This is a genomic window from Pseudomonas sp. FW305-3-2-15-C-LB1, from assembly GCF_058787615.1.
The window spans coordinates 552259-578038 of the sequence record NZ_JBYSZX010000002.1; the positions used below are offsets into that span (position 1 = coordinate 552259).

Consider the following 25780-nt stretch of genomic DNA (forward strand, 5'->3'; position numbering starts at 1 on the left):
ATCATTCCTCGACCACCCAAGTGTCTTTGGTGCCGCCGCCCTGGGACGAGTTGACCACCAGCGAGCCTTCGCGCAAGGCCACGCGGGTCAGGCCGCCGGGGACTACACGGGTCTCCTTGCCGGACAACACAAATGGGCGCAGGTCGATATGGCGCGGCGCAATGCCGTTTTCGACAAAGGTCGGGCAGGTGGATAAACACAGGGTCGGCTGGGCGATATAAGCGTGGGGCTTGGCCTTGATACGCGCACGGAAGGCTTCGATTTCCGCTGCCGTGGACGCCGGGCCTACCAACATGCCGTAGCCGCCGGAGCCCTGGGTCTCCTTCACCACCAGGTCGGGCAGGTTGGCGAGCACGTGGGACAGTTCGTCGGGCTTACGGCACTGGAAGGTCGGAACATTCTTCAGGATCGGTTCTTCATCCAGGTAAAAACGGATCATCTCGGTGACGAAGGGGTACACCGACTTGTCATCCGCCACCCCGGTGCCGATGGCATTGGCCAGCACCACATTCCCGCAGCGATAAGCCGCGAGCAGGCCGGGCACGCCGAGCATGGAGTCCGGGTTGAAGGCCAGGGGGTCGAGAAACGCATCGTCGAGGCGACGGTAGATCACGTCCACGGCCTTTGGCCCATCGGTCGTGCGCATGAAGACGCGATCGTCACGCACGAACAGGTCGGCGCCTTCCACCAGTTCCACCCCCATCTCACGGGCGAGAAAGGCATGCTCAAAGAACGCGCTGTTAAAGCGGCCCGGCGTCAATACCACCACGCTGGGGTTATCCAGGGGGCTTGAGCTTTTCAGGGTGTCGAGCAACAGGTTGGGGTAGTGATCGATAGGCGCGATGCGCTGGGCAGCGAACAGTTCGGGGAACAGGCGCATCATCATCTTGCGGTCTTCAAGCATATAGCTGACGCCGCTGGGCGTACGCAGGTTGTCTTCGAGCACGTAGTACGTACCGTCTCCATCGCGTACGAGGTCGACGCCGGAGATGTGGGAATACAGATCGCGGTGCAGGTCCAGGCCCTGCATTGCCAGCTGGTATTGCTCGTTGGCCAGCACCTGTTCGGCAGGAATGATCCCGGCCTTGATGATGCGTTGCTCGTGATACAGGTCGGCGAGAAACATGTTCAGCGCCTTGACCCGCTGGATGCAGCCGCGCTCGACAATCCGCCATTCGCTGGCGGGAATGCTGCGCGGGATGGTGTCGAAGGGAATCAGGCGCTCGGTGCCCTGCTCGTCCCCGTAGAGGGTGAAGGTGATCCCGGCGCGGTGAAACAGCAAATCGGCTTCGCGCCGGCGCTGGGCCAGCAGTTCAGGCGGGGTTTCGGCCAGCCAGCGGGCGAACTCGCGGTAATGCGGTCGGACCTGGCCTGCCCCATCGTACATTTCATCGTAATAAGTGCGGATCATGCCGAACTCCTTGTCACCCGGGCGAAAGAACCGTCGCAAGGCCCGTGCCAGCGGCATAAACACTTAGAAATCAGTGAGTTGAATTAACCACGCAATCTGCTCGCACCGTCCTGGTGCGCAGAATGCCCGGTGCACTGCCCGACGCTTCATCGCAATGCGGGCTTTGACTATCAACAGCATAGTCAGAGTTGATTTCACTGCCCGGCGCAGGCTGCGGATAATCGGCCCCATCTGCTGAACTGCCTTCAGCGCTCCGCTCTTCCCTTTAAGCCACCCTCATGGGTGGCCTTTTTTTTGGTGCGTAAAAATAGCGCGCAAGTTCCGAGTAATTTTCCCACCTCACAAACAAAATCGGCCGACCCAAAGGTCAGCCGATACGCTGCGTTTCTCATACTTTAAGCCGCTACATGGGTAACCCACGCACCTCCTGCTTCACGCCCCATCCTTCGATGATCCCACCCAGCGGCTCGACCACCGCCCCGAAGTCTTGCTCGAAGTCTCCTATGCCGTCGTAGGTCGCAAACATGACTTTGCTCAGTTCCAGGTACCAGGCGCCATCGTCGCGCGCACTCACCTGGGCATTCAGGGATTCCCCGCGAAACTCACCCGCAGCCCTGCGCGCCCGTTCCTCATCCGGGAAAATGGCGTAGAACTCGATGGGGTGAAAACGCGAAAAGTCGAAGCCGCCTTCTTTCATGCGGCGCAGAACGTTGGTGCTGATGTCTTCTTGATAGGCTGTGCTCATGAAAAGTGCTCCTCGAATTGATGGATAGACTTTCCGTGCTTCCCGAAGCCCACGCCGCAATGGCGTGGGGACTACGGCAACAACATCACCGCTGGAAAACAAGCATGTAGCTGACAAGACCAGAACTAGCGATTCATTCGCTGATCTCGTTTGCAGAGTAGCGCGAAGCTATCACCTCCACCAGAGGCGCTTGGATGGCTTACAGGGAATGTTCAGGCGGCGGGAGAGATGTCGAGGATCTGGATACTGTTCTGGTCTTTGAGAATCTTGACCGTCGGCTCGGGCTTGCGGCCCTCCAGGTCATTGAGGTTCAGTTTGGCGGCGACGGGCACCAGCTTGTTGCGAATCATGTGCGCAGCGTCTTCGAGGCTGGGCTTGTGTTCGCAGGTGAACTGCTCCACGGACTGCACGCCGTGATCATCAACGAAGGTAATTTGCCACGTTTGCATCGGTGCCTCCTCGATAAAACCCATGTGTGGGCTTACACGTATCTGGACCTTGAGCGCTGGACAAACGTTCCACTCAAGGCCGGAGGCACCGGATCAACTGCAGTTATTTTTCTGCGTGTTGTTTCAAGGCTTTCAAGGTGTTGAACGGGGCGTCCACCACAAACTTGTTGGCCAACCACGAGGGCACGCTGCCGCCTGGCTCGGTGTGCACCTGGTAGGTGACTTCGGTCTGGTTGTCGCCTTTGGGCACCAGTTTCCAGAAGCCGTCGACCTGGGCGACGCGCACGTAGCCTTTTTCTTCAGGCTTGTAGGTGGGGACACCTTCAAGTTTACGAGTCAACGTGCCATCGGCGGCCTTGGTCGTGGTGATATGCAGGTAGGAGTCACGATCCGTCACAGGGAACGGCGCTTTGAATTGGGTGTAGGTCCAGCTCTCGTCGCCCTTCTTGTCGACCAGTTTCTGGGACTTGCATTCGTGGATCCAGGCGCACGCACCGGCAACGTCTTCCTGCAGCGCGACAATCTTGGCCACCGGCGCCTTGATCGTGGTGACCCCGCGATACGCTTTGTACTTGGAGCCGGCAATTTCGCTCAGGGACACCTTGATACCGTCTTCGTCCTTGGCGACTTGCCAATCCTCAGCCTGGGCAGTGGCAGCAAACAACACTGTAAAACCGCACAACACAGCCATTCGTTTCAGCGAACCCATTGTTGTATTCCTTATTGTTGAAGTTCCGATAGTAAAGCCCATCAAGCCGCCGTCATCTGCTCCCACCAGCCGATCAAGCGGATCGCATCGGCCTGATCGGTGCCGCAGACCTCGAGATCTGCCTTGAAATCACTGCACACCGCCGGTCGCTCCGGCTGGCCGAACAGCAGGCATAGTTGTTCGACCGACAGGTGCAAACAGCGTTCGCCGGCGGGCTTGCCTTGTGGCATGCCCGGTAATGGCGAACTGATGGAGGGGGCGATGCAGCAAGCGCCACAGCCTTCACGGCAATTCATGACCAGCAGGTCCTCGACGACTCAATGTGGATGGCGGGGCTAGAGTACGCCCTAAAACAGCCGTTTTAAAATGGGTTAACAGGGGTTTTTCGCAGAAAACAAAAGTGACTGACCAGTCTGCGACAGATGGTCGAGGGCACGCGTCACGTTTGCGGGAAAAGTTTACTGCTTGAACTCGAACTCCAGCGCGGCGCCTTCCACTTCGCGTCGTTCTTCGTTGCGCAGTTGCAGCTGCATTTCGTTGCTGAGCAGGCGGCCGTTGATCTGGAAGGCGCTGTTGTCGGCGGGCTTCTCACCGAACATTGGCGGCAGCAAGGGCACACTTTTGGGTTTGGGCATGGTGCCGATAGGCTGCAAGTGCCTGACCATATCCGACGGCAAGGACAGGTCCAACTGTGCCGGTGGCAATTGTGTCTGCGTCACTTCGCGAGATGCCTTGGACTTGCTGGCTGCACGTTTTTTGGCGGCGGCGGTGGGTTTCTTCACCGCTGGCGCTTTTTTTTCGGGAGCCGGTTTTTTCGCGGGGGTCTTCTGCTCGTTACTGGCGGCGGGCTTGGTTTCGCTCACAGGGGCTGCCGCCAGCGCTGTGCCGACGTTGCACAGGCTTAACAGGCCAATTACCAGAACAGCGCGAAAAATACAGGTCATATCGCCTACAGCATTAACGGCAGAGGGCCATATGCTCGCTTGTTGTGCGCGGCATGACAAGCACGGTGATCAGCGCGCTATAGGATTTGTCCCCTTTCCGAGCGTCACAGTCCTGCTGCCGTTTCCTGGCATAACTGGCTGGCCAGCATCCCCAACGTCATCAGCGCCCGCTCTGCCTCGCGGTTCCACGGGGTGCCGCAGTTGAGGCGAATACAGTGATTGAACTGCTCCGTGTTACTGAAGATCAGCCCCGGCGCAATACTGATGCCCTGTTGCAGTGCGCGCACGTGCAGTTCCTGGGTATTGACCCTTCCAGGCAAACTGACCCACAGGATGAAGCCGCCCGTCGGACGGGTCATCTGAGTGCCTTCCGGGAAATACTGCTGCACGGCCAGTTGAAAGGCGCTGAGGTTCTTGCGGTACTCCTGGCGGATGTAACGCAGATGCCGGTCGTAGCCGCCATTTTCCAGGTAAGCCGCAACGCCCATCTGTGTGACACTGCACGCGGAGTGGGTGCTGAACATCTGCAGGCGCTGGATCTCCTGCTGGTACTTGCCGGCGATCATCCAGCCAATGCGCACACCGGGGGACAGCGTCTTGGAAAAGCTCGAACAATAGATGACCCGATCCAGGCGGTCATAGGCTTTCAGCGCCTTGGTGCGGCCCAGTTCGAACATCAGCTCGCCGTAGATATCGTCCTCGACAATCTGGATGTCGAAGTCCGAGGCCAGGCGCAGTAACTGTTTCTGCCGTTCCTCGGGCATCGTGCCGCCCAGCGGGTTGCTCAGGCGCGTGGTCAGCACCAGGGCCTTGATCGACCATTGGTTGGCCGCCAGCTGCAGGGCCTCCAGGCTCATGCCGGTGGACGGGTCGCTGGGAATCTCGATGACCTTGAGGCCCAACAGATCGGCCAGTTGCAGCAACCCGTAATAGGTCGGCGATTCAGCGGCTATCAGGTCGCCCGGCCGCGTCAGCACCCGCAGGGACATCTGCAACGCGTCGACACAACCGTGGGTGATCACCACTTCGGACGGGTCCACCACCACGCCCGCATCGCGCATGCGGATCGCCACTTGGCGGCGCAGCGGTTCGAAACCGGGGCTGAACATGTAGCTGAACGCCCGTGGGCTCTGGAAGCGCGTGACCTTGGCCAGTTGCTGGTGCAGCGCGCGTACAGGCAGGTAGTCCACGCTCGGCACCGCGGCGCCCAACGGAAACACTCCCTCGCGACGCGACTCGCCCAATACCTGTTGAATGATGCTGCTGCGGGTGACCAACCCAGGGCGCTCGACCCGTGCAATATCCGGCGTCGGCGCCGTGAGTGCTGGCGTCTGGTGCACGTAATAACCGGACTGTGGCCGCGCCCGGATCAGCCCCTGGTCTTCCAGGTTGGCATAGGCCTGCAACACCGTCGCGTGGCTGACGTTCAACTGCGAACTCATCTTGCGCACCGAAGGCACGCGCTCGCCCGGTTGATAGACACCGCGCCGGATATCTTCAGCCAGTTGCTGGGCGATACGTTGGTAAAGCAACAGATTGGTCATGACGCAGCACTCGATTTCACGGGTATTTTATTTTTGTGTGAAACATACCGGCACAGTTTAGAAGTGTACGGGGACAGTTGCCACAATAGTCGAGCGCGCGTTGGAGTGACAGTAAAAACTGTGAGGGTGCACACCAAAAAATGTGGGAGGGGGCTTGCCCCCGATGACGTTGGGTCAGCGACAGATTTGCTGACTGATGCACCGCTATCGGGGGCAAGCCCCCTCCCACATTCAGAGCTGCTCCAGGCTACTACCGGGCAGCGCCCAGTTGGCCTTTTTCGTCAGAGAAGACGATTTCAACGCGACGGTTCTGTGCCCTGCCCCGCTCGGAGGCATTGGCCTCCACCGGGTACTGGTCGCCATACCCTTCCACCTGGATGCGTTTTTCGTCGATGCCCAGGTCGACCAGCACATCAGCCACCGACTGCGCGCGGTCGCGGGACAGTTTGAGGTTTTCCTGCTCGCCGCCGGTGTTATCGGCGTAGCCCTCGATACGCACCACACGCTTGGGGTTCAGTTGCAAGAACTGCACGATCTTGAGCACTGTACGGTTGGCCGAGTTCTTCAGCTCGGCGTCACCGGTGTCGAACAGCACATCGCCCAGGGTCATCACCAGGCCACGATCGGTCTGGGTGGTGGTCAGGCTAGCGATCTGTTCTTCAAGCCATTTGCCCTGCTGCTGCACGCTGCTCAGCTTGCTTTCGCGCAAGGCCAGTTGCAGGCGCTGGCGCTCCAGTTCGAGCTTGGCGCCGCGCTCCTGGTTGAGCGCCTGTTCGGTGTGTTCGCGGGCAATGGCGCTATAGCGCTGGCTCAAATAGGCGTAATGCACCACGTCGGCACCGCTGCCCCAGTAGCTGGACATGCGGTCGGCACGGGCCAGGGACTCACCGGCGCGGATCACGTCCTTGGGCGCAAAGCGCAACACATTGGCGTCTTCCTTGACCTTCTGGAAATCATTCCCGGCCTGTTGCAGGGCCTGTTCGCTGTCGGGATGGCTGGCACAACCGCCCAATACAGCAGTGCCCAACAGCAGCGCACAGCTCAAACCACGGATCATCGGGCTCATTGGGCGTCCCCCAACTGCAGTTGCTTGCGCAGGCGCGTGATGCGGGTGTTGAGCACGTTCAACTGCTCCTGGCTCTTGCGGGTCAACACTTTGGCTTCTGCCAGCCGCGCGTCCAACTCGGCTTGCTCAAAGCGCATGCGTGCATTTTTGTAGGACTGGTCAGCCATGCTCGACTTGGCCCGGGCGAATTTCTCTTCGGCCAGTTTCAGTTCGGGCGATTCATCAGGGTTGGCGCCAACGGCGCTGGCTTGCTCCAGGGCTTGCTGGGTGAGGCGAATTTGTTCATTCGGCGCAGGATCAGCTGCACATCCCGCCAGAGCGACAACGGCGAGGGCCGCGAAAAGAGGTCGAAGAGTCACTGAAAATCCCTACTTTGTTGGGGTGCCGACGGGTTGTTGCAATTGCGCTTTCCAACGTTCCAGATTGCGCTGCAACGCGGCTTCCGTCACACCAGACCCGGGCAATTCTGTCATCTTTTTGGCGAGCTGTCCGCGCAACCACGGATCGTTGCAGGCCGAGTTGTGGGAAATCGCCAGGTACAGGCCCGGCTGATCGACGGGCACGTCACGGGCGATCAGGTCGTTGCTCATGCCCAGGGTCTGCGCCATCGCCATGCCGGAATAGCGTCCCGCGAGGACATAGTCGACCTCTCCCAGCAGCAGCTTCTGGAACGACGGCGTCAGGGACGGCAGGCGTTGCAGGCTCAATTGCTGGCCGGCGAAGGTCTCGAAGGCGGCACTCAAGCGCGCACGTTCCGACACCGCGCCTTTGTGCCCGTGCAGGTCGGCCGCCGTGGTGTAGACCAGCGCCGAATCCTTGCGCGTCCACACCAGGTAGTCGAGCTGCACCAGGGCCGGGTGGATGTAGTCGAGGGTTTCCAGCTCGCCCAGGTTCAGCGGCGCATCGGCGAGGATATCCATGCGCCCGCTGCGCACCTCATCCAGGGCCAGCGGGCGTTTGCCGCCATAGAGCAGGTCGATTTTCAACCCGAGGTCCTTGCCCACCTGTTGCAGCACGTCGGCGGTGGCGCCGATCAGGTGCGTGGGGTCTTGCGGGTCACGCCAGAGCAGGGGCGGCGCGTCCGGGCTGCCGGTGATCACCAGGCGGTCGCATTTGCCGGCGGCCAGCGCCAGGCTCGGCAGCAGTGTGAGGCCCAGCAGTACAGCCCAGGGGCGCAATTCCATGGCGTGTGTCTCCAGCAAGTCAAAAAAAAGCCCGGTCACTAGGACCGGGCTCTTTATAAGTGAAGCGACTGGATTAGACCAGCTTCTCCAACTCAGGGACGGCTTCGAACAAGTCCGCCACCAGGCCGTAATCAGCCACCTGGAAGATCGGTGCTTCTTCGTCCTTGTTGATCGCAACGATCACTTTGGAGTCCTTCATACCGGCCAAGTGCTGGATCGCGCCAGAGATACCGACGGCGATGTACAGCTGTGGCGCAACGATCTTGCCGGTCTGGCCGACCTGCATGTCGTTGGGTACGAAACCTGCGTCGACGGCCGCGCGGGAAGCGCCGACCGCAGCGCCCAGCTTGTCGGCCAGGGCGTACAGGTGCTTGAAGTTGTCACCGTTCTGCATGCCACGGCCGCCCGAAACGACGATCTTGGCAGCGGTCAGCTCAGGACGGTCCGACTTGGCCAGCTCTTCGCCTACAAAGCTGGAGGTGCCAGCGTCGTGGGCAGCGGCGACGGCTTCAACGGCAGCCGAACCACCTTCAGCGGCAACCGGGTCGAAACCGGTGGCACGCACGGTGATGACTTTGACCGAAGCGTTGGACTGTACGGTAGCGATAGCGTTACCGGCATAGATCGGGCGCTTGAAGGTGTCGGCGCTTTCGACCGAGATGATCTCGGAGATCTGGTCAACGTCCAGCTGCGCGGCAACGCGTGGCAGGATGTTTTTGCCGTTGGAGGTGGCGGCAGCCAGGATGTGGCTGTAGCCAGCGCCAAGCTCTGCAACCAGGGGCGCAACGTTTTCCGGCAGTTGGTGAGCGTAGGCCGCGTTGTCGGCGACCAGTACTTTGCTCACGCCAGCGACTTTCGCAGCGGCTTCAGCCACCGCGCCAGCGCCCTGGCCTGCAACCAATACGTGGATATCACCACCGATTTTCGCAGCGGCAGCCACGGTGTTCAGGGTGGCCGGGGCCAGCACTTTGTTGTCGTGTTCTGCGATTACCAAGATAGTCATGGTTAGATTACCTTCGCTTCGTTTTTCAGTTTCTCGACCAGTTCAGCCACCGACTTGACCTTGATGCCCGCGCTGCGTGCAGCCGGTGCTTCAACTTTGACGGTCTTGTTGGTGGAGGCGGTGGAAACGCCCAAAGCTTCCGGAGTCAGCGACTCAAGCGGCTTCTTCTTGGCTTTCATGATGTTTGGCAGGGACGCGTAGCGCGGCTCGTTCAAACGCAGGTCGGTGGTGACGATGGCCGGCAGTTTCAAAGAAACGGTCTGCGCGCCGCCGTCGATTTCACGGGTGACAGCCACGCTGTCGCCGCTTACTTCGACTTTGGAGGCGAAGGTGCCCTGGCCGTAACCGGTCAGCGCAGCCAGCATCTGGCCAGTCTGGTTGTTGTCGCTGTCGATGGCCTGTTTGCCGAGGATAACCAGCTGAGGTTGTTCCTTGTCGACAACGGCTTTGAGCAGCTTGGCCACGGCGAGGGAGGTCAGCTCTTCAGCGGACTCGACCAGGATGGCTCGGTCGGCGCCCAGTGCCAGGGCGGTACGCAGCTGCTCTTGAGCAGTGGCAGGACCGATGGAAACCACGACGATTTCAGTCGCCACGCCTTTCTCTTTCAGGCGTACGGCTTCTTCCACGGCGATTTCGCAGAACGGGTTCATCGACATCTTGACGTTAGCGAGGTCGACGCCGGAATTGTCCGCCTTGACGCGAACTTTCACGTTGTAATCGACAACGCGTTTGACAGCTACAAGAACCTTCATGGATTCCTCGTTACTCTCCGGTGAAAAGAAAGTCGCCTAGGCGAACCTGGCGGTTGATGCTCATCGGCACACAAGGGCACCTCCAAAAACGCAGGCGGCGACCTTGCTCACGGGAAATGATGACCGTTCGTCAGGGGTGACTGAGAGGTCATTCTTTATCGCAGCGTGTAAACTGCGCGCCAATGGTTGGGCACGCGTCACCTGTCTTGCTTTTGGACGTGCTCTTGAAACCTGCTGTCTGCCTACGGTAAGCGCAAAACCGACCGTATATTGACCGGAACGCCTATTCTGGTCAATACGGCAAAATAGCCAGTCATAAGCCGCACCACTGTGATTTATCTAGCCTGCGGGCAATTCAAACAAACGTTTGTATTGGACGCTGCCAGTGGTGTAGATATAATGCGCCACCTAGAGAGAAAGGTGGGTCTTGCCGTTGCCGCAAGACAACACCGAACCTCCACCCATTAGAAAAAAAAGCCTGTTGAGCCTTGAGTAGGAGATAGCCTGTGGAACGCGAATACATGGAATTCGACGTGGTCATCGTCGGCGCTGGCCCGGCGGGACTGTCTGCCGCCTGCCGACTGAAGCAGAAGGCCGCCGAAGCCGGCAAGGAAATCAGCGTCTGCGTGGTCGAGAAAGGCTCCGAAGTCGGCGCGCATATCCTCTCCGGTGCCGTGTTCGAACCCCGCGCCCTGAACGAACTGTTCCCGGACTGGAAAGCACTCGGTGCGCCGCTCAACACTCCGGTGGTGCGCGATGACATCTATGTACTGCGCAGCCCCGAAGCCTCCACCAAGGTCCCTGACTTCTTTGTGCCCAAGACCATGCACAACGAAGGCAACTACATCATTTCCCTGGGCAACCTGTGCCGCTGGCTGGCCCAGCAGGCCGAGAACCTGGGCGTGGAAGTCTACCCAGGCTTCGCCGCCCAGGAAGCGCTGTTCGACGAAAACGGCGTGGTGCGCGGCATCATCACCGGTGACCTCGGCGTCGACCGCGAGGGCAACCCAAAGGAAGGCGTCTACACCCCAGGCATGGAGCTGCGTGGCAAGTACACGCTGTTCGCCGAAGGTTGCCGTGGCCACATCGGCAAGCAACTGATCCAGCGCTTCAACCTGGACAGCGACGCCGACGCCCAGCACTACGGCATCGGCCTCAAGGAAATCTGGGAAATCGACCCGGCCAGGCACCAGCCTGGCCTGGTGGTGCACACCGCCGGCTGGCCGCTGGACATCATGAGCGCCGAGAACACCGGCGGCTCGTTCCTCTATCACCTGGAAAACAACCAGGTGGTGGTCGGCCTGATCGTCGACCTGTCCTACAGCAACACCTTCCTGTCGCCGTTCGATGAGTTCCAGCGCCTCAAGCACCATCCGGTGCTGGCCCAGTACCTCGAAGGCGGCAAGCGCATCAGCTACGGCGCCCGTGCCATCTGCAAAGGCGGCCTGAACTCGCTGCCGAAGATGGTCTTCAAGGGCGGCGCGCTGATCGGTTGCGACCTCGGCACTCTGAACTTCGCCAAGATCAAGGGCAGCCACACCGCGATGAAGTCCGGCATGCTTGCCGCCGACGCCGTGGCCGACCGCCTGTTTGCCGAATCCGAAGGCGGTGATGAACTGACCGCTTACGTCGACAGCTTCAAGTCCAGCTGGCTCTACGAAGAACTGTTCGCCAGCCGCAACTTCGGCCCGGCGATGCACAAGTTAGGCCCGATCATCGGTGCCGGTTTCAACTGGTTCGACCAGAACATCCTGGGCGGCAAGATGCCGTTCACCCTGCACGACACCAAGCCGGACTACGCCTGCCTCAAGCTGGCCAAGGACAGCAAGAAGATCGACTACCCGAAACCCGACGGCAAGCTGAGCTTCGACAAGCTGAGCTCGGTGTTCATCTCCGGTACCAACCATGAAGAAGAACAGCCGTGCCACTTGAAGTTGAAAGACGCGAGCATCCCGATCGGCACCAACCTGCCGCTCTACGATGAACCGGCGCAGCGCTACTGCCCGGCCGGCGTGTATGAAGTGATCACCCAGGAAGACGGCGAGAAGCGCTTCCAGATCAACGCCCAGAACTGCGTGCACTGCAAGACCTGTGACATCAAGGACCCTTCGCAGAACATCACCTGGGTTACGCCGGAAGGCGCGGGTGGGCCGACTTACCCGAATATGTAAGCTCGCGGCTCGAACAAAAAGGCTCCCAAATGGGAGCCTTTTTTATGCTGCGCGCTCTTCGCCGGGATTACGCAGGAAATAGCGTTTATATTCCCGACTGAACTGCGACGTACTCTGATACCCCACGCTATGCGCCGCCTGCGCCACGCCCATGCCGTCCACCAGCAGCAACTGTTGGGCCTTGAGCAGACGCAAACGCTTCAGGTACTGCACCGGCGACAACAACGTGCAGCGCTTGAAGTGCTCATGAAAGGTCGACGCACTCATGTGCGCATACCCCGCCAGCGTCTCGATATTCAGCGGCTCGGCGTAATGGGCATGCAGGTGATTCAACGACGTGGCGATGCGCGAAAACTGCCCCTGCTGTTCCACCAGCGCCCGCAATACATCCGCTTGCGGACCTCGTAAAGCGGTGAACAACACTTCCCGGACCCGCGCCGGCCCCATGATCCGGCTTTCCAGCGGATCGTGCAGACACTCCAATAGCCGTTCGACGGCACCGCGCATCGCATCATCGAGCATCACCGAACTCATCGACTCCAGCGTCTGCGCCGTGGGCGGCGGCCCGGCCTGAATGCCCATGGCCATCACCAATTCGCCCAAGACCACGCGGTCAATGCCCACCGTGACGCCATACAACGGCGCATCGGAGCCCATGGCAAACGTCTCGCACTCGAACGGCACCGGCATGGCCTGGATCAGGTAATGCCCGGCGCCATACTCCAGCGTGCGCGGCCCCAGGTAGGCGACTTTGCTGCCTTGGGCCACGAACATCAGGCTTGGCTCATAGATCTGCGGCCCGCGTGCCACGTCACAACTGGCGCGCAGCACTTGCACACCGGGCAGGTGGGTCGGGGAGAAACCGTCGCAGGGCGTAAGCCCCTCAATCAAGGCAACCAAGGTGGCGTTGGCATCGAGATGGCGGGTCAACAACATGGCAAAAAACTTCGCGAATAAGGGATGAGAACATCATCGCAGGTCTGGCGGCCAATGGATCCAAACCAGGGGCACTCCCGGACGAATAGGCATGAGACTCGGAGCATTTGCCATGTTCGCTCCCAGGGTCGGCGCGCAGAATGCGCCACCTCTACAGTCCAGGCTTTTGCGAGGTTTCCCCATGTACACCGCCATCGGTTATGCCGCCCAGTCGGCCACCACTCCCCTCGCCCCCATGTCCTTCCAGCGCCGCAGCCCGCGCGCCGATGACGTGGCCATCGAGATCCTCTACTGCGGCGTCTGCCACTCCGACATCCACCAGGCTCGCAACGAATGGGGCATCGCCGTATACCCGCTGATGCCGGGCCACGAGATTGTCGGCAAGGTCACTGCCGTTGGTGCCAATGTCACCGCGCACCAAGTCGGCGACCTGGTCGGCGTCGGCTGCATGGTCGACTCGTGCCGTCACTGCGACGCCTGCAAATCGGACCTTGAGCAATACTGCCTCGAAGGCCCGACCATGACCTACGCCACCCCGGACCGCGTAGACGGCAGCAACACCATGGGCGGTTACTCGGACAGCATCGTGGTCAGCGAACACTTCGTGGTGAAGATCCCGGCCAAGCTCGACCTGGCCAGCGCGGCACCGATCCTGTGCGCCGGCATCACCACTTACTCGCCGCTCAAGCACTACGGCGTAAAGGCCGGCGATAAGGTCGGCGTGCTGGGCATGGGTGGCCTGGGCCATATGGGCATCAAGTTCGCCAAGGCGATGGGTGCGGAAGTGACATTGTTCACCCGCTCGGCGAGCAAGGCTGAGGAAGGTCGTCGCCAGGGGGCCGACCATGTGATCGTGTCCACCGATACCGAGCAGATGAACGCCGCCGCCGGCAGTTTCGACTTCCTGCTGGACACCATCCCGGTGCAGCACGACCTGAACCCTTACCTCGACGTGCTGCGCTTTGACGGCGTGCATATCCTGGTGGGCCTGATCGAACCGGTCGACCCGCCCGTCAACGCCGCCAAGCTGGTGCTGGGCCGTAAAGTGCTGGCCGGTTCCTTGATCGGTGGCATTGCCGAAACCCAGGAAGTCCTGGATTTCTGCGCCGAGCACAACATCACCTGCGACATCGAAATGCTCGACATCCGACATATCAACGAAGCCTACAGCCGCATGATCGCCGGCGATGTGAAGTACCGTTTTGTCATCGACATGGCGACCTTGAAGGCCTGATCAGGCCTTAGCGCCCAACTCCGCCGACAGCCGGGCTGCGACCTGTTTGACCACGGGGATCAGCTCGGCCATTTTCTCCAGCGGCATGTAGGGCACGGTACTGGCGATGCTGATGCCGGCGACGATGCGCCGGCTGGCATCGCGCACCGGTGCCGCTACGCAGCGGATCGACGGTTCGTTGTCTTCCAGGTCGAACGCATACCCACCCACCACGTATTCACGCATGCGCTGCTCGAACTGCGCCCAGGATTGTTCCGGGTGCTGCGGCCATTGCAGGCTTTTCCCACCCGCCGGCAGGCTGACGTCGTACAGGCGCTGCCACTCCTCCACCGTGTCATCCAGCAGCAATGCCTTGCCGATCCCGGTCCGCGCCAGCGGCATGCGGTGGCCGACCCGCGAGCGCATTTCCGGGCCATTGCGGCCGGGGTTCTTGTGCAGGTAGAGCACATCGTCGTATTCACGGATGGCCAGGTGGATGGTGTCACCGGTCAGCGCCGACAGCTCATCCAGATACGGAATGGCCAGGGTCACCAGTGGCAGCTCTTCGCGCGCCTGGAACCCCAGTTCGATCAACTTCGGCCCCAACAGGTAACCCACTTGCGGCACCACGCGCAGGTAACGCTCCTCCACCAGGCAACTGGCCAGGCGGTGAGTGGTGCTGCGAGTGGTGCCGATGCGCTTGGCGATCTCTTTCAGATCCCGCGCACCCGCCGCCACGGCCTGCACCACGCCCAGGCCGCGCAACAGGGTCTGGGTGCCAGTGGGGGCGGTATCTTTGACGGGGATGTGGGCGTTTTCCTGCATATCGGGCCTATTAGTGTGAAAGCGGGGGCATTATGGCAAATACCGCCCCTCAATACAGTGGCGATCCAAATGTGGGAGGGGGCTTGCCCCCGATGGCGGCACATCAGAAAAACAGGTATCCACTGACCCACCGCTATCGGGGGCAAGCCCCCTCCCACATTCGAATCTTCATAGGGCTCGGGATCAACGCTGTTTCATGCGGTCGATGATGACCGCCAGCAACAGGATCGAACCACGGATGACGTACTGGTAGAAGGTGTCGATGTTCTTCAGGTTCATCGCATTCTCGATGATCGCCAAAATCAACACCCCGGCAATCACATGGCGGATCATGCCGATGCCGCCACTCAACGACACCCCGCCCAATACACACGCCGAGATCACGGTCAGCTCGAACCCTTGCCCAATCATCGGCTGGCCCGAGGTCATGCGCGAGGCGAGAATCACCCCGGCCAGGGCGCCGATCAAGCCGTGCACGGCAAAGATGATGATCTTGGTGCGATCGACGTTCACCCCGGCCAGCAATGCCGCTTCCTGGTTACCACCGATGGCCATGGTGTTGCGCCCGTAGGTGGTGTAGTTGAGCAGCCAGCCGAAGAACACAAAGCACAGCACGGTGATGATGATCGGCACCGGCACGCCCATCAGCTGGCCGTTGCCGAACACGAAGAAGCCCTCATCCATCACCCCCACCGCTTTGCCGTTGGAGAAGATGTAGGCCAGGCCGCGCACGATCTGCATGGTCGCCAACGTCGCGATCAATGCATTAATGCGCAGCTTGGCGATGACGATGCCGTTGATCAGCCCCACCACCAGGCCCATGGCCAACGCTGCCGACACACCGAGCACCACGCTGTCAGTGTCGCGGATCACGATGCCCGCGACCACGCCGGCACACGCAATCACCGAGCCCACCGACAAGTCGAAATGCCCGGAGGCCAGGCAGAACAACATGGTGCACGCGGCAATGCCTACGGTGGAAATCGCCAGGCCCAGCCCACGCATGTTCAGCGGTGAAAGGAAGTTGTCGATAAACAACGCGCTGAGCACAAAGATGCTCAACGCGGCGAGCAGCATCACCCAGTCATCGAGGAATTTGCGCTGGTTGAAACCCGGCCAGAAGCCCTTTGCAGTTTTTACCTCGGACATCATTCACCTCGAATTCTTCAAGCCCGCGAACGCGGGAGAGCCAGTTGCAACAGCCGTGCTTCATCCGCCTGGTCGCGGGTGAGTTCGCCGGTCAGGGCGCCTTCGCTCATCACCAGGATACGGTCGGAAATCCCCATCACTTCCATCAGGTCGCTGGACACCACAATCACCGCAATGCCGCTGGCCGCCAGGTTATGGATAATCTGGTAGATCTCCGACTTGGCGCCGATATCGATGCCTCGCGTTGGCTCATCCAGCAGCAGCACTTTCATCGGCATCGACAGCCATCGGCCGAGAATGGCCTTCTGCTGATTGCCACCGGACAGGTACATGATTTTCTGTTCGGCGTTCGGCGTCTTGACCTTCATGCTTTTGATTTGCCGGTCGGCGTTGGCCTTTTCCCAACCGTCGCGCAGCAGCCAGCCGAACGCAGAGTGGGCGCCACGCGCACTGATATTGATGTTCTCGGCGACGCTGGATAGCGGAATGATGCCTTCCTTCTTGCGGTCCTCCGGGCACAGCAGCACCCCGGCGGCGATGGCATCGCGGGGTGAATGCAGCTGCAGTGGTTGCCCGCAGAGCTCCAGGAGTCCTGCGGTGCTGCGGGTCAAACCACTCAGCAGCCGAAACAGCTCCGTGCGCCCTGCCCCGACCAGGCCGAACAGGCCGAGAATCTCGCCCTTGTGTACCTGAAGGCTGACCGGCTCACGCAGGCCCGGGCCAAGCAAGCCCTCGACCTTCAGCGCCACCTCGCCCTGTTCACGCGGGCGGTAGTCGTAAATGTCCTGGATATCGCGACCCACCATGCACGTCACCAATTGATCGTGGGTCAGCGTGCTCATGTCATCGAAAGTACGCACGTAGCGACCGTCCTTGAACACCGTGACGGCGTTGCAGATGCGGAACACTTCTTCCATGCGGTGGGACACGTAGAGCACCACTTTGCCTTCGTCACGCAGGCGCGTGATGATCGCCATCAGGCGGTCGATCTCCCGCGCCGACAGGCTGCTGGTGGGTTCGTCAAAGGCAATCACATGGGCGCCACGGGACAGCGCCTTGGCGATTTCCACCAGTTGGCGTTGCCCAAGGGAAAGCCGACCGAGCTTCTCATCCGGATCGATTTCATCCGCCAGCCCCTTGAGGCAGGCCAACGCTTGCTTGCGCAACCGGCGGCGGTTGACCACCCCGAAGCGCGTCGGCAAATGCCCAAGGAACAGGTTCTCGGCCACCGTCATTTCCGGCACCAGGTGCAGCTCCTGGTGGATCACCGCCACGCCGCTGGCAATGCTGTCGGCGGCGTTTCGGAAGGCCATGGTCTGCGCGCCGATCTGCAGTGAGCCGCTGCTGGGCAGGTAGGCGCCGCCAAGGATTTTCAGCAGCGTCGACTTGCCCGCACCGTTCTCGCCCATCAACGCATGCACCTCGCGCGGCCGCGCTTCAAAGCTGATCTGCGCCAGGGCTTTCACACCGGGAAACTCCTTGCCGATGCCGTTGAAACGCAAGGCCGCGCCGGTCATTTCCACAGCCCGATCTTGGTCAGCTCTGCCTGGAAGTTGGCGCGGGTGATCAGCGTCACTTCGTCCATCGCCGTGTATTTCGCAGGCTCCTTGCCGGTGGTGACCCACTCGTACATCGCCAGCGCGGTGTTGTAACCCTCGATATGCGGGCTGGGCAGCATGGAGCCGAAGAAACCGCTTTCAGCCTTTTTCAACTCGCCGATGGCGTCGGTGCCATTGATGCCGATGCCGATCACGTTGGCCGCCTTGAAGCCGGCGCTTTCGGTGGCGCGTACGCCGCCCAGCACGGTGTTGTCGTTCATGCCGCCGATGATCAGGTTTTTCGCGCCTGCAGGCAGTTTGACCAAGGCCGAGTTGGTCGCGTCCATGCTGCCGGGAACGTCGAGGGTCTTGAGTGCGGCGGTCAGGATATGGTCTTTGGGTAGGCCGGCGTCTTCCAGGGATTTGATCGAACCATCGGTGCGCTTCTTGCCGGTGTCGAGTTCGTTATAGGTGTTGATCACCGCGTAGGTGTCCTTCCAATCCCAGCCGCGTTTTTTCGCCTCCTCCGCCATCGCGGTGCCCTGCTTCTGGCCCACTTCAAAGGCCGCCATGCCCAGGTACGGCACGTCTTCCATGAAGTTGCCCTTGGCGTCGACAAAGCGGTCATCCACAGCCATGACTTTCAAGCCATTGACCTTGGCCTTGGCCACGATGGCCGGGCCGAGGGACACGTCCGGCGGGCAGATCACAAAGCCCTTGGCACCGTTGGCGGCCAGGCTGTCGATGGCCGAGAGCGTTTTTTCACCATCGGGCACGGCGATCTTGATCACGGTAAAGCCGTGTTCTTTGCCGGCTTTTTCGGCGAAGGCCCATTCGGTCTGGAACCAGGGCTCTTCGGCCTGCTTGACCAGGAAGCCGATCTTCACTTCTTCGGCCGATGCAAAGCCACTGAAGGCAAGGGCGAGCGCGAGGGTGCCTAGAGTCTTCTTGAACATGAACCACCTCTTTCTTGTTATTGGAAAACGCGTTAGTCGTGGTACATCACAGACCGCCCGCCATCGATCATCAGGCAGGTGGCGTTGATAAAAGGCGCCTCGTCGGTCGCCAGAAACAGCGCAGTCATCGCCACCTCGATCGGCTGGCCGATGCGCTTGGGCGGGTGCAGGTCGAACGCACGCTGGCGCTCGGCGTGGGGGTCGGGGAAACCGTTCCAGTAGTCGACATTGAGTTGGGTTTCGATGTAGCCCGGCGCGATGGCATTCACACGGATGCCCTTGGGCGCGTATTCGATGCCGAGGGCGCGGGTCAGGCCAAGCAGGCCATGCTTGGCCACGGGATAGGGGAAGCAGCCGGGGATGATGTGGCTGGAATGGGTGGAGGCAATGTTGATGATGTTGCCGATGCCCTGCTCGATCATGTGCGGCAGCACCGTGCGGCAGCCGTACCAGGCGCCGTCGAGGTCGATGGCGAAGCAGCGGCGCCAGTCTTCGTCGGTCATCTCCAGCGGGTCGCGGAACACATTGACCCCGGCGCAATTGACCAGCACATCCACCCGGCCGAAGCGCTCGATGGCCACATTGACCAGCGCCTGCCATTGCTCCCTGGACGTGATATCGACCGGTTGCGCGTAGATCTCGGCGCCGCGTTCACGCCAGTGGGCCGCGACGTTCTCGACCTTTTCACCCTGGATATCGGCGATGACCAGCTTCGCCTGCTGCGCCTGGAAACACGCGACGATCGCCTCGCCAATGCCCTGGGCGGCACCGGTGATGATCACCACTTTGCCTTTGAGCCGCTCGCCGTAGATGGGCTCGGGCACGGCGGGGAGTGACAACGGTTGTGCCTGCATCGCTTCACCTGTTTTATTTTTGGTAGTGAGTGCTGATGCAGCCGACTATAAACCCATCTTTTGAAACATCTCAATATATAAATTTGCATCCCATATAGTGAGCAAAACACAAAAAAATGTGGGAGTAGGCAAGCCCCTCCCACATTTTGATTTTCAGCTAGCCCAAGGCGAAATCACGCAGCGCATCGCCTTCCATGCGGTAACGCACCCACTCTTCCTGCGGCTGGGCGCCGATGGATTTATAGAAGGCAATCGCCGGTTCGTTCCAGTCCAGCACGCTCCACTCGAAGCGACCGCAACCGTTGTCGAACGCGATCTTCGCCAGGTGGCGCAAGAGCTTTTTGCCTGCGCCGCCACCGCGTTGCTCCGGGTTGATGTACAGGTCTTCCAGGTACAGGCAGTTGCTGCCCAGCCAGGTGGAATAGCTGAAAAAGAACACCGCAAAACCAATCGGCAAGCCATCGCGCAAACAGATCAGGCCATGGGCGGTCGCCCCTTCGCTGAACAGGCTGCGCTCGATGTCCACCACACTGGCGATCACTTCATGCCGGGCCTTCTCATACTCGGCAAGCTCGGTGATGAAAGTCAGGATCTGCGCAGCATCGCTGGGCACGGCGGGGCGAATCTCGATGGTCATGGGTGAGCCTTGGCAATTTCAAAGCACACATACTAAGGCGCTTTCGTGACGAGTTGCAGCGCATTTTCGTGGTCACTGGCACACAAAATCTTACAGGTGACACAAGACCGTTCGTCGCCATCAAGGCACGAACGCAGAATACCGGCGGACCAATAGAGGGTAAGGACATTCATCATATGGAGACACCCTCATGAAGCATTCCAAGTTTGCTGCCCTCGCCCTGGCTGGCCTGTTGTCTTCGGTTTCGCTGAGCGGTTTTGCAGCCACCTCCTCTACCGGCCCGACCAATCCGGACGCCACCACCGAGTCCCAGAAATCCATGGGCACCGGCCTGGACACCAATGGCGGCGCAGTCATTGACAATACCAATGCCGCCGACCCGCACACCCAGGGTCATGACACTCAACGCCAGGCGCCAGCCGCCGTCGGCAACGGCAAAATGGGTCCATCGGTCAATGAACCCAAGATCAATAAGGGCGATGACTCGAACCTGCCCGGCGCTCCGAAACAACCTGCGCCCTGATCCAACCAACGCCTGACGAACACCCGATCATTTCCCAGTGAAGAGGTACGCATGAACGTCGACAAAGACCTTGAAAAAGAAGTCCTGACCCGCCTGCTGCACGCTCACCCTCAAGGGCTGGGCAAGGAGGTGTTGGATAACTACCGCGGAGAAAAAGTCGTCGCCAGTGCGTTGGCGTTCCTGCAGGATCGCGGCCTGATCAAGGATGGGCATGTGACCACCGACGCCGCCGGTGAGTATGCGTTGAACCTGCCGATCAAGCTGACGGCGTCGGGTGTGGATGAGGCGCGCAAGCTGGAGTCTGAAACGAGCCAGTAGCCTCAAATATGGAGGGGGCTTGCCCCCTCCACATTTTTTGACCCACCCTATTCCCGCAGCAAGGCATCGACTTCTGCGCTGCCAGGCGATGTAGCCGGCCCCCAGCGTGTCACGGCCAGCGCTGCTGCTGCGTTCGCCCGACGCGCTGCCCGGGCAGGTGCCAAGCCATCGGCCAACCCTGCAATAAACACCCCGGCATGGGCATCCCCTGCGCCATTGCTGTCCACCGCCGTCACCTTGAACCCCGGCACATGCTCCGCTTGGCCATTGCGGCTCACCCAGCAGCCATTCGGCCCATCCCGCACCACCAGCAAGGCACCGCTAGGCAGATGACGATTCAGGTCGACCAGCGCCTCCGCAACCGTTTCCGCCCCGGTAAACGCCAATGCTTCAGGGCCATTACTGGTCCAGATATCGATACGCGGCAACAGCGCCACCATCAGCGCCGAATCCGGTGCCTTCACCAACGGACCCGGGTCGAACACCACCTGGATATCGCGAGGCAGGGCCAGTAACCAGTCGAGCAGAGCCTGCGCCTTGCCTTCCAGCAACAGGCTGTAGCCACTCACATACACATAATCGTCCGCCTGTGGAACCACCCGCGCCAGGTCGTCGGCGCTCAACTCGCCTTCAGCACCGATATGGGAAATGAACGTGCGCTCGGTGGTGGCCTCGGTCAGCGATACACACAGACCGGTATCTTTATCCGTGCTGGCGGCTTGGGCGATTTCGACACCTTCCGCCTGCATCGCCGCGCGTGCCAGGTCGCCGAAGCGCCCGTTGCCGTGACGGCCCAGGTAGACCACCGCCAGCCCATTGCGCCGTGCGGCCGCCATCACATTGAAACCACCGCCGGCTTCGAAACTGGCCGATTGCGCCAGCACGTCGCCACCGGTTGCGGGCAAGGTATCGAGGGCCATGACCAGGTCGACGATGACCTGGCCGGTGTGCAGCAATCTAGACATTAGGGCTCTCGACTAAAGCCGGGCGACGGTCAGCCGCACCGCCCAGCACCGCATAAATCCCGCCGGCCACCAGGAAGGTGACGATCCAGCCCAGGCCGTTGTGGCCCAGCCACGAGTCGGACAAAGGCCCGGCGAACCAGATGTTCTCGGCGGTGGTGCCAATGGTGGTGAAGCTGAAGCCCAGCACGATCGCCACGGCCCAGGCACCGAAGGCACGCCATTCCACACCGCCGCCATACCAGTAGGCGCTGCTTGGGCTCACGTCCAGCAGGTCCTTGGCGCTGTAGTAGTGACGGTGGATCAGGTCGACCACAAAGATGCCGACCCATGCCGTGATCGGCACCGCCAGCAAAGAGATGAACGTGATGAACGGGCCGTAGAAACTGTCGGCGATCAGCATGAAGTAGATGGAGCCGGCGAAGATCGCCACGATGTCGACGATCACCGCATGCACGCGCTTGACCTTCAAACCGAGGGTCAGGGTGGTGAGGCCCGCCGAGTACACCGACAGGTTGTTGGACAGCAGTAACCCGCCAAACGCGGTGATCAGGTACGGCACGGCCATCCAGGTCGGCAGCATGTCGCGGATCGCGACGATCGGGTCGGTGGCCGAAGCCAGGTCATTGTTGCCCACCGACAACAGGCCGCCGAGGGTGATCAACAGCACCAGCGGAATGCCCGCACCGAACGCCGCCGACGCCACCAGGCGCACCGCCTTGACGCTGCGGTGCTGGTAGCGCGACATGTCCGCGCCGGCGTTGGCCCAGCCGATACCCGTGCCAGCGGCCATGGTGCCGATGCCGATGATCATCGCGCTCAAGGGTGCCGGGGTAGCGTTGAACACCGCGCTCCAGTCGATCGTGGCGCAGAGGAAGCCGCCGACCAGGATGTTCAACGCGCCGAACACGTAGGTGGCCCACTTCTGGATCACCAGCAAGGTGGCGTGGCCCAGCCCGGATACCGACAAGGTCAGCAGCACGAAGATGGCGATAAAGACCAGGGTGAGCACCGGTGCGCTTTTGGCTTCGACCGGCGAGCCGAACAGGATCGAGCACAACGACAGCAGCACAAAGGCCGCCGTGGTGGTGTTGACGGTTTCCCAGCCCAGGCGCGACATCAGCGACACCAGGGTCGGGCCGATATTGCCGCGCACACCGAAGATGGCACGGGACAGCGTCAGGCTGGGCGCACGGCCGCGACGGCCGGCAATTGAGATGATGCCGACCACCGCAAAGGAGCCGGCGGCGCCGAGGATCGCCACGATGATGGCCTGCCAGATCGCCAGGCCGCGAAACGCGACCAGCGTGGCGCCGAGCGGCAAGCCGAGGATGCTGATATTGGCCGCGAACCACACCCAGAACAGTTGCAGCGGGTGGCCGTTGCACTCGCCTTCCGGGACCGGTTCGATGCCGCGTGTTTCCAATTGCCCGGCGCTCTGGCCAGAAGATGTGCTGCTCATGAGGGGGTGCTCCAAGTGCCTGTATTGTTGTGGTTGTGGCAGGTATACAAAGCGAATCTTCCGGTCGTCCTGACTCAGCGCATTTTCAACAGCTCTTGAACCAGCGATTGCAGATCCAGGCCATTGACCTGCTTGACCTGTTCGATCATCGCCTCGGGCCAGCACTGCATGCCCAGGCACGCGCCGAGCATGGCGCCGAGAATCGCCGCGATGGTGTCAGTGTCGCCGCCAAGGCTGGCTGCCAGGCACAACGCCTCGAAGGCATTCATCTCGCCCACCGCCACTTGCTGGGCCAGGGCGAACGACACCACCACCGACTCCTGGGACGCGACGGAGGTGCCGATCAATTCGTACAACAGGTCCGCGAACAGGGCCTTGTCACCGCTGCCGACGCTCAAGGTCCGCGCCCAGCTGATGCGCGTGGAAATCCGCCCACCAGCGATCCAGTGACCATGGCCTTCGGCCTGCTGGGCAACCTGGGTGCCGATGTTCAACGCTTCGCCCAGGTCCACGCCGTTGATGCCGGCCGACACCACCGCCGCCACCGCCGCCGCGCTGGAAATACCCAGGGTGGTGTTGTGGGTGACCTGGCAGGCCTGGATCACCGCCTGGATAAACTGCGCCGGGTCGCTGACATCGGCGGCAATCCCCACTGGCGTGATGCGCATCGCGGCGCCGTTGGTGGTGCCGTAGCGGCCGGATTCTTCCGGGGTGTGGCCGGCGAGGATCATGTCGATCGCACGCTTGGTGGAGGGGCCGAGCAAATCCTGCGAGCCCTTGGCACGCATCACCGCTTCCCAGTCGATCAGGCGCTGGGCAAGCACAGTGGGTTCGATCTTGCCTCGGCCTTCCACCAGCAACTCGCCCACCAGGATGGCCTGTTCGGTGTCATCGGTGATGGAGCCGGCGGGCATGTTCGGTGCGATGGGCTGGTCGGCATCGGCGTTTTCCAGGCCGGTGATGGCACCGAAACGCGCACGCACCTGTTCGCGGCTCAAGGACTGGGTCGGCATGCCCAGGGCATCGCCCAAGGCCAGGCCGTAGAACGCGCCGAGGGCGCGATTGAGCGGGGTCATTTCGAGTTTCCAAATTGCAGGTGCAGGCGAAAGTGCAGAGGGTCGAGCAAGCTTTCGACATACTCCATGAAACGTTCGCGACGGTCGTAGGTGGTACGCGAAGCCTTGAGGAACACCGTGCCGGCTGGGCGGCCAAGCAACTCGGCATCTTCATCGCTGAGGGGCTCGGCACCGATCCATTGGTCCCCTTCGGCGCCGACATATCCGTAGGCAGCCAGGGTGATGGTCAGGGAATTATCGATCAGGCCTACTCTTGGCAGGCCCTCCAGGCCTCCGGAAGCGGGCATCAGCGAGCGTTCCAGGGACACGGCAGTGCCATAGGTAGTGCGACGGCGGCGGTCGAGGGCAATGAATTGGTCGCTGCCGAAACGGCTGAGCAGGTCCGGGCGGGTCACCGCTTCCAGGCGCAGGATATCGGTGTTGACCTTCGCACCGGTGTCCGCCAGGGCCTGGGCCCAGCCACTGCGCTGGTCGAGCACCATGCCGTCAAAGGTCACGATGGAGCCGACGCCGCTCTGGGTCGCGATGTAGTTGCGCCGCTTGAGTTCGGCCAGGGCCTCGCGCAGGGTGCCGCGGCTGACCGCGAACTCCTCGGCCAATTGGTGCTCGCCCGGCAGCAGGAAACCGTCGGCCATCACCCCACCCTCGATACGGCGGATGAGCTCGTCGACGACGCGTTTTTTCTTATCAAATCGAACATGTCTAATCATGTACAAATTGATAACGCAAAGCGCCCATGTGCAGCAAGCGAATTATTTCAGGGAGATGATAAAACCGGCTTCAGGGCTCCAGGCCAATAGGGAAAAACTCGCCTGCGCTCCAGACGCCCAGCCAATTCTGACCGTTGATCGGACGGCTCACTGCCAACTCCACCAACTGGTAGAACGCATTGCGGTGCACCAGGGCTTCGAGGTTGCTGCGCACTCGCAGATAGGGTGCAGGCTCCTGGGTCACAGGATCGATCACCACCCGCAGCGGGTGTTTGAGGCCGGCTTCGACCTGGTCATCGACGTTGGTGGTGAAGCGAAGCACCTGGCTTTCGCCCTGCCCTTCGACTTCCAGGGTAATGGCGACAAACGGTGCATCATCGACGGTGATGCCGACTTTTTCCACGGGGGTAATCAGAAAGTAATCATCGCCATCGCGACGGATGATGTTGGAGAACAGCTTGACCATCGGCTTGCGCCCGATCGGCGTGCCTTGATAGAACCAGGTGCCATCACGGGCGATGCGCATGTCGATCTGGCCGCAGAAGTCCGGGTTCCACAGGTGCACCGGGGCCGGCCCCTTGCCCTTGGGCAACTGGGCCAACAGGTCGTTGGCCTTGGCGGAATCGGTCATGGGGTTCTCCTG

General features: G+C 61.0%; 28 protein-coding genes. 4 read left to right on the plus strand and 24 right to left on the minus strand.

Annotated features, from left to right (window positions below; all coding sequences use genetic code 11):
- Position 1: 1 nt before the first annotated feature.
- From AC3WP7_RS06335 to AC3WP7_RS06390, 12 genes are all read right to left on the minus strand, one after another.
- Positions 2-1411 carry a circularly permuted type 2 ATP-grasp protein gene (locus AC3WP7_RS06335; RefSeq protein WP_071491442.1) on the minus strand — a complete coding sequence of 470 codons (1410 nt, stop codon included), beginning with the start codon at positions 1409-1411 and terminating at the stop codon, positions 2-4.
- Between the two features lie 403 nt (positions 1412-1814).
- Complete coding sequence (locus AC3WP7_RS06340; RefSeq protein ID WP_058427416.1) at positions 1815-2156, minus strand: ribonuclease E inhibitor RraB; 342 nt, start codon at positions 2154-2156, stop codon at positions 1815-1817.
- A 212-nt stretch (positions 2157-2368) separates the two neighbouring features.
- Positions 2369-2605: a hypothetical protein gene (locus tag AC3WP7_RS06345; RefSeq protein ID WP_092242608.1), complete on the minus strand. Its 237-nt coding sequence runs from the start codon at positions 2603-2605 to the stop codon at positions 2369-2371.
- 103 nt (positions 2606-2708) lie between these two features.
- A complete protein-coding gene (locus tag AC3WP7_RS06350; protein ID WP_093514575.1) occupies positions 2709-3314 on the minus strand; it encodes an START domain-containing protein in 606 nt (201 codons plus the stop codon).
- A 41-nt stretch (positions 3315-3355) separates the two neighbouring features.
- A complete protein-coding gene (locus tag AC3WP7_RS06355; RefSeq protein ID WP_071491547.1) occupies positions 3356-3610 on the minus strand; it encodes a YkgJ family cysteine cluster protein in 255 nt (84 codons plus the stop codon).
- A gap of 162 nt (positions 3611-3772) precedes the next feature.
- A complete protein-coding gene (locus AC3WP7_RS06360) occupies positions 3773-4258 on the minus strand; it encodes a translation initiation factor 2 (protein WP_093529789.1) in 486 nt (161 codons plus the stop codon).
- Between the two features lie 104 nt (positions 4259-4362).
- On the minus strand, positions 4363-5802 hold the full coding sequence (locus tag AC3WP7_RS06365) for an aminotransferase-like domain-containing protein (RefSeq protein WP_015885400.1): 1440 nt from the start codon (positions 5800-5802) through the stop codon (positions 4363-4365).
- A 250-nt stretch (positions 5803-6052) separates the two neighbouring features.
- Positions 6053-6868 (minus strand): OmpA family protein, encoded by an 816-nt coding sequence (locus AC3WP7_RS06370; RefSeq protein ID WP_093514574.1) that lies wholly within the window; start codon positions 6866-6868, stop codon positions 6053-6055.
- The gene (locus AC3WP7_RS06375) at positions 6865-7227 is read right to left on the minus strand and encodes a DUF4398 domain-containing protein (protein ID WP_092242594.1); all 363 of its coding nucleotides are present in this window, start codon (positions 7225-7227) and stop codon (positions 6865-6867) included. Before AC3WP7_RS06375 ends, AC3WP7_RS06370 begins: the two co-directional genes overlap by 4 nt.
- 9 nt (positions 7228-7236) lie before the next feature.
- On the minus strand, positions 7237-8052 hold the full coding sequence (locus tag AC3WP7_RS06380; protein WP_102592271.1) for a substrate-binding periplasmic protein: 816 nt from the start codon (positions 8050-8052) through the stop codon (positions 7237-7239).
- A gap of 73 nt (positions 8053-8125) precedes the next feature.
- The gene (locus AC3WP7_RS06385; RefSeq protein ID WP_058427425.1) at positions 8126-9055 is read right to left on the minus strand and encodes an electron transfer flavoprotein subunit alpha/FixB family protein; all 930 of its coding nucleotides are present in this window, start codon (positions 9053-9055) and stop codon (positions 8126-8128) included.
- A gap of 2 nt (positions 9056-9057) precedes the next feature.
- Positions 9058-9807 (minus strand): electron transfer flavoprotein subunit beta/FixA family protein, encoded by a 750-nt coding sequence (locus AC3WP7_RS06390; RefSeq protein WP_071491449.1) that lies wholly within the window; start codon positions 9805-9807, stop codon positions 9058-9060.
- A 506-nt stretch (positions 9808-10313) separates the two neighbouring features.
- On the opposite strand from AC3WP7_RS06390, the gene AC3WP7_RS06395 reads away from it, so the two are divergent.
- Positions 10314-11978 (plus strand): electron transfer flavoprotein-ubiquinone oxidoreductase, encoded by a 1665-nt coding sequence (locus tag AC3WP7_RS06395; RefSeq protein WP_102592270.1) that lies wholly within the window; start codon positions 10314-10316, stop codon positions 11976-11978.
- Positions 11979-12020: 42 nt separating this feature from the next.
- On the opposite strand, the gene AC3WP7_RS06400 is transcribed toward AC3WP7_RS06395, so the two are convergent.
- Positions 12021-12914: an AraC family transcriptional regulator gene (locus AC3WP7_RS06400; RefSeq protein ID WP_071491451.1), complete on the minus strand. Its 894-nt coding sequence runs from the start codon at positions 12912-12914 to the stop codon at positions 12021-12023.
- 181 nt (positions 12915-13095) lie between these two features.
- Here AC3WP7_RS06400 and AC3WP7_RS06405 point away from each other — a divergent pair, with 181 nt between their 5' ends.
- On the plus strand, positions 13096-14148 hold the full coding sequence (locus tag AC3WP7_RS06405) for an NAD(P)-dependent alcohol dehydrogenase (protein ID WP_092242587.1): 1053 nt from the start codon (positions 13096-13098) through the stop codon (positions 14146-14148).
- On the opposite strand, the gene AC3WP7_RS06410 is transcribed toward AC3WP7_RS06405, so the two are convergent.
- From AC3WP7_RS06410 to AC3WP7_RS06435, 6 genes are all read right to left on the minus strand, one after another.
- Positions 14149-14952, minus strand: a complete 804-nt coding sequence (locus AC3WP7_RS06410) for an IclR family transcriptional regulator (RefSeq protein WP_071491453.1) — start codon at positions 14950-14952, stop codon at positions 14149-14151.
- Between the two features lie 183 nt (positions 14953-15135).
- Positions 15136-16101 carry an L-arabinose ABC transporter permease AraH gene (araH, locus tag AC3WP7_RS06415; protein ID WP_028617559.1) on the minus strand — a complete coding sequence of 322 codons (966 nt, stop codon included), beginning with the start codon at positions 16099-16101 and terminating at the stop codon, positions 15136-15138.
- A 17-nt stretch (positions 16102-16118) separates the two neighbouring features.
- A complete protein-coding gene (araG, locus tag AC3WP7_RS06420; protein WP_102592269.1) occupies positions 16119-17618 on the minus strand; it encodes an L-arabinose ABC transporter ATP-binding protein AraG in 1500 nt (499 codons plus the stop codon).
- On the minus strand, positions 17615-18595 hold the full coding sequence (locus tag AC3WP7_RS06425) for a substrate-binding domain-containing protein (RefSeq protein ID WP_093514569.1): 981 nt from the start codon (positions 18593-18595) through the stop codon (positions 17615-17617). The genes araG and AC3WP7_RS06425 overlap by 4 nt, the downstream gene beginning before the upstream one ends.
- A gap of 32 nt (positions 18596-18627) precedes the next feature.
- Positions 18628-19449 (minus strand): SDR family oxidoreductase, encoded by an 822-nt coding sequence (locus tag AC3WP7_RS06430; protein WP_102592268.1) that lies wholly within the window; start codon positions 19447-19449, stop codon positions 18628-18630.
- A gap of 157 nt (positions 19450-19606) precedes the next feature.
- On the minus strand, positions 19607-20086 hold the full coding sequence (locus AC3WP7_RS06435) for a GNAT family N-acetyltransferase (protein WP_010208407.1): 480 nt from the start codon (positions 20084-20086) through the stop codon (positions 19607-19609).
- A gap of 190 nt (positions 20087-20276) precedes the next feature.
- On the opposite strand from AC3WP7_RS06435, the gene AC3WP7_RS06440 reads away from it, so the two are divergent.
- Together AC3WP7_RS06440 and AC3WP7_RS06445 are read left to right on the plus strand one after the other, a co-directional pair.
- Positions 20277-20609: a hypothetical protein gene (locus AC3WP7_RS06440; RefSeq protein WP_058427434.1), complete on the plus strand. Its 333-nt coding sequence runs from the start codon at positions 20277-20279 to the stop codon at positions 20607-20609.
- 51 nt (positions 20610-20660) lie between these two features.
- Positions 20661-20927 (plus strand): hypothetical protein, encoded by a 267-nt coding sequence (locus AC3WP7_RS06445; protein WP_058427435.1) that lies wholly within the window; start codon positions 20661-20663, stop codon positions 20925-20927.
- Between the two features lie 47 nt (positions 20928-20974).
- Here AC3WP7_RS06445 and AC3WP7_RS06450 read toward each other — a convergent pair whose 3' ends face one another.
- From AC3WP7_RS06450 to AC3WP7_RS06470, 5 genes are all read right to left on the minus strand, one after another.
- Positions 20975-21892: a PfkB family carbohydrate kinase gene (locus AC3WP7_RS06450; RefSeq protein ID WP_102592267.1), complete on the minus strand. Its 918-nt coding sequence runs from the start codon at positions 21890-21892 to the stop codon at positions 20975-20977.
- Positions 21885-23351 (minus strand): purine-cytosine permease family protein, encoded by a 1467-nt coding sequence (locus AC3WP7_RS06455; protein WP_102592266.1) that lies wholly within the window; start codon positions 23349-23351, stop codon positions 21885-21887. Before AC3WP7_RS06455 ends, AC3WP7_RS06450 begins: the two co-directional genes overlap by 8 nt.
- Before the next feature lie 74 nt (positions 23352-23425).
- Positions 23426-24427, minus strand: a complete 1002-nt coding sequence (locus tag AC3WP7_RS06460; RefSeq protein WP_102592265.1) for an ADP-ribosylglycohydrolase family protein — start codon at positions 24425-24427, stop codon at positions 23426-23428.
- A complete protein-coding gene (locus tag AC3WP7_RS06465) occupies positions 24424-25137 on the minus strand; it encodes a GntR family transcriptional regulator (protein ID WP_102592264.1) in 714 nt (237 codons plus the stop codon). Before AC3WP7_RS06465 ends, AC3WP7_RS06460 begins: the two co-directional genes overlap by 4 nt.
- A gap of 70 nt (positions 25138-25207) precedes the next feature.
- On the minus strand, positions 25208-25768 hold the full coding sequence (locus tag AC3WP7_RS06470) for a DUF1285 domain-containing protein (protein WP_102592263.1): 561 nt from the start codon (positions 25766-25768) through the stop codon (positions 25208-25210).
- Between the last annotated feature and the right edge of the window lie 12 nt (positions 25769-25780).

Coding starts and splice junctions, on each gene's coding strand:
- AC3WP7_RS06380 (WP_102592271.1), bottom strand. CDS start 8,052: ATGGAATTGCGCCCCTGGGCTGTACTGCTGGGCCTCACACTGCTGCCG.
- AC3WP7_RS06445 (WP_058427435.1), top strand. CDS start 20,661: ATGAACGTCGACAAAGACCTTGAAAAAGAAGTCCTGACCCGCCTGCTG.
- AC3WP7_RS06355 (WP_071491547.1), bottom strand. CDS start 3,610: ATGAATTGCCGTGAAGGCTGTGGCGCTTGCTGCATCGCCCCCTCCATC.
- araG (WP_102592269.1), bottom strand. CDS start 17,618: ATGACCGGCGCGGCCTTGCGTTTCAACGGCATCGGCAAGGAGTTTCCC.
- AC3WP7_RS06440 (WP_058427434.1), top strand. CDS start 20,277: ATGAAGCATTCCAAGTTTGCTGCCCTCGCCCTGGCTGGCCTGTTGTCT.
- AC3WP7_RS06470 (WP_102592263.1), bottom strand. CDS start 25,768: ATGACCGATTCCGCCAAGGCCAACGACCTGTTGGCCCAGTTGCCCAAG.
- araH (WP_028617559.1), bottom strand. CDS start 16,101: ATGTCCGAGGTAAAAACTGCAAAGGGCTTCTGGCCGGGTTTCAACCAG.
- AC3WP7_RS06400 (WP_071491451.1), bottom strand. CDS start 12,914: ATGTTGTTGACCCGCCATCTCGATGCCAACGCCACCTTGGTTGCCTTG.
- AC3WP7_RS06460 (WP_102592265.1), bottom strand. CDS start 24,427: ATGACCCCGCTCAATCGCGCCCTCGGCGCGTTCTACGGCCTGGCCTTG.
- AC3WP7_RS06345 (WP_092242608.1), bottom strand. CDS start 2,605: ATGCAAACGTGGCAAATTACCTTCGTTGATGATCACGGCGTGCAGTCC.
- AC3WP7_RS06455 (WP_102592266.1), bottom strand. CDS start 23,351: ATGAGCAGCACATCTTCTGGCCAGAGCGCCGGGCAATTGGAAACACGC.
- AC3WP7_RS06405 (WP_092242587.1), top strand. CDS start 13,096: ATGTACACCGCCATCGGTTATGCCGCCCAGTCGGCCACCACTCCCCTC.
- AC3WP7_RS06425 (WP_093514569.1), bottom strand. CDS start 18,595: ATGTTCAAGAAGACTCTAGGCACCCTCGCGCTCGCCCTTGCCTTCAGT.
- AC3WP7_RS06385 (WP_058427425.1), bottom strand. CDS start 9,055: ATGACTATCTTGGTAATCGCAGAACACGACAACAAAGTGCTGGCCCCG.
- AC3WP7_RS06335 (WP_071491442.1), bottom strand. CDS start 1,411: ATGATCCGCACTTATTACGATGAAATGTACGATGGGGCAGGCCAGGTC.
- AC3WP7_RS06390 (WP_071491449.1), bottom strand. CDS start 9,807: ATGAAGGTTCTTGTAGCTGTCAAACGCGTTGTCGATTACAACGTGAAA.
- AC3WP7_RS06370 (WP_093514574.1), bottom strand. CDS start 6,868: ATGAGCCCGATGATCCGTGGTTTGAGCTGTGCGCTGCTGTTGGGCACT.
- AC3WP7_RS06365 (WP_015885400.1), bottom strand. CDS start 5,802: ATGACCAATCTGTTGCTTTACCAACGTATCGCCCAGCAACTGGCTGAA.
- AC3WP7_RS06340 (WP_058427416.1), bottom strand. CDS start 2,156: ATGAGCACAGCCTATCAAGAAGACATCAGCACCAACGTTCTGCGCCGC.
- AC3WP7_RS06360 (WP_093529789.1), bottom strand. CDS start 4,258: ATGACCTGTATTTTTCGCGCTGTTCTGGTAATTGGCCTGTTAAGCCTG.
- AC3WP7_RS06430 (WP_102592268.1), bottom strand. CDS start 19,449: ATGCAGGCACAACCGTTGTCACTCCCCGCCGTGCCCGAGCCCATCTAC.
- AC3WP7_RS06450 (WP_102592267.1), bottom strand. CDS start 21,892: ATGTCTAGATTGCTGCACACCGGCCAGGTCATCGTCGACCTGGTCATG.
- AC3WP7_RS06410 (WP_071491453.1), bottom strand. CDS start 14,952: ATGCAGGAAAACGCCCACATCCCCGTCAAAGATACCGCCCCCACTGGC.
- AC3WP7_RS06435 (WP_010208407.1), bottom strand. CDS start 20,086: ATGACCATCGAGATTCGCCCCGCCGTGCCCAGCGATGCTGCGCAGATC.
- AC3WP7_RS06350 (WP_093514575.1), bottom strand. CDS start 3,314: ATGGGTTCGCTGAAACGAATGGCTGTGTTGTGCGGTTTTACAGTGTTG.
- AC3WP7_RS06465 (WP_102592264.1), bottom strand. CDS start 25,137: ATGATTAGACATGTTCGATTTGATAAGAAAAAACGCGTCGTCGACGAG.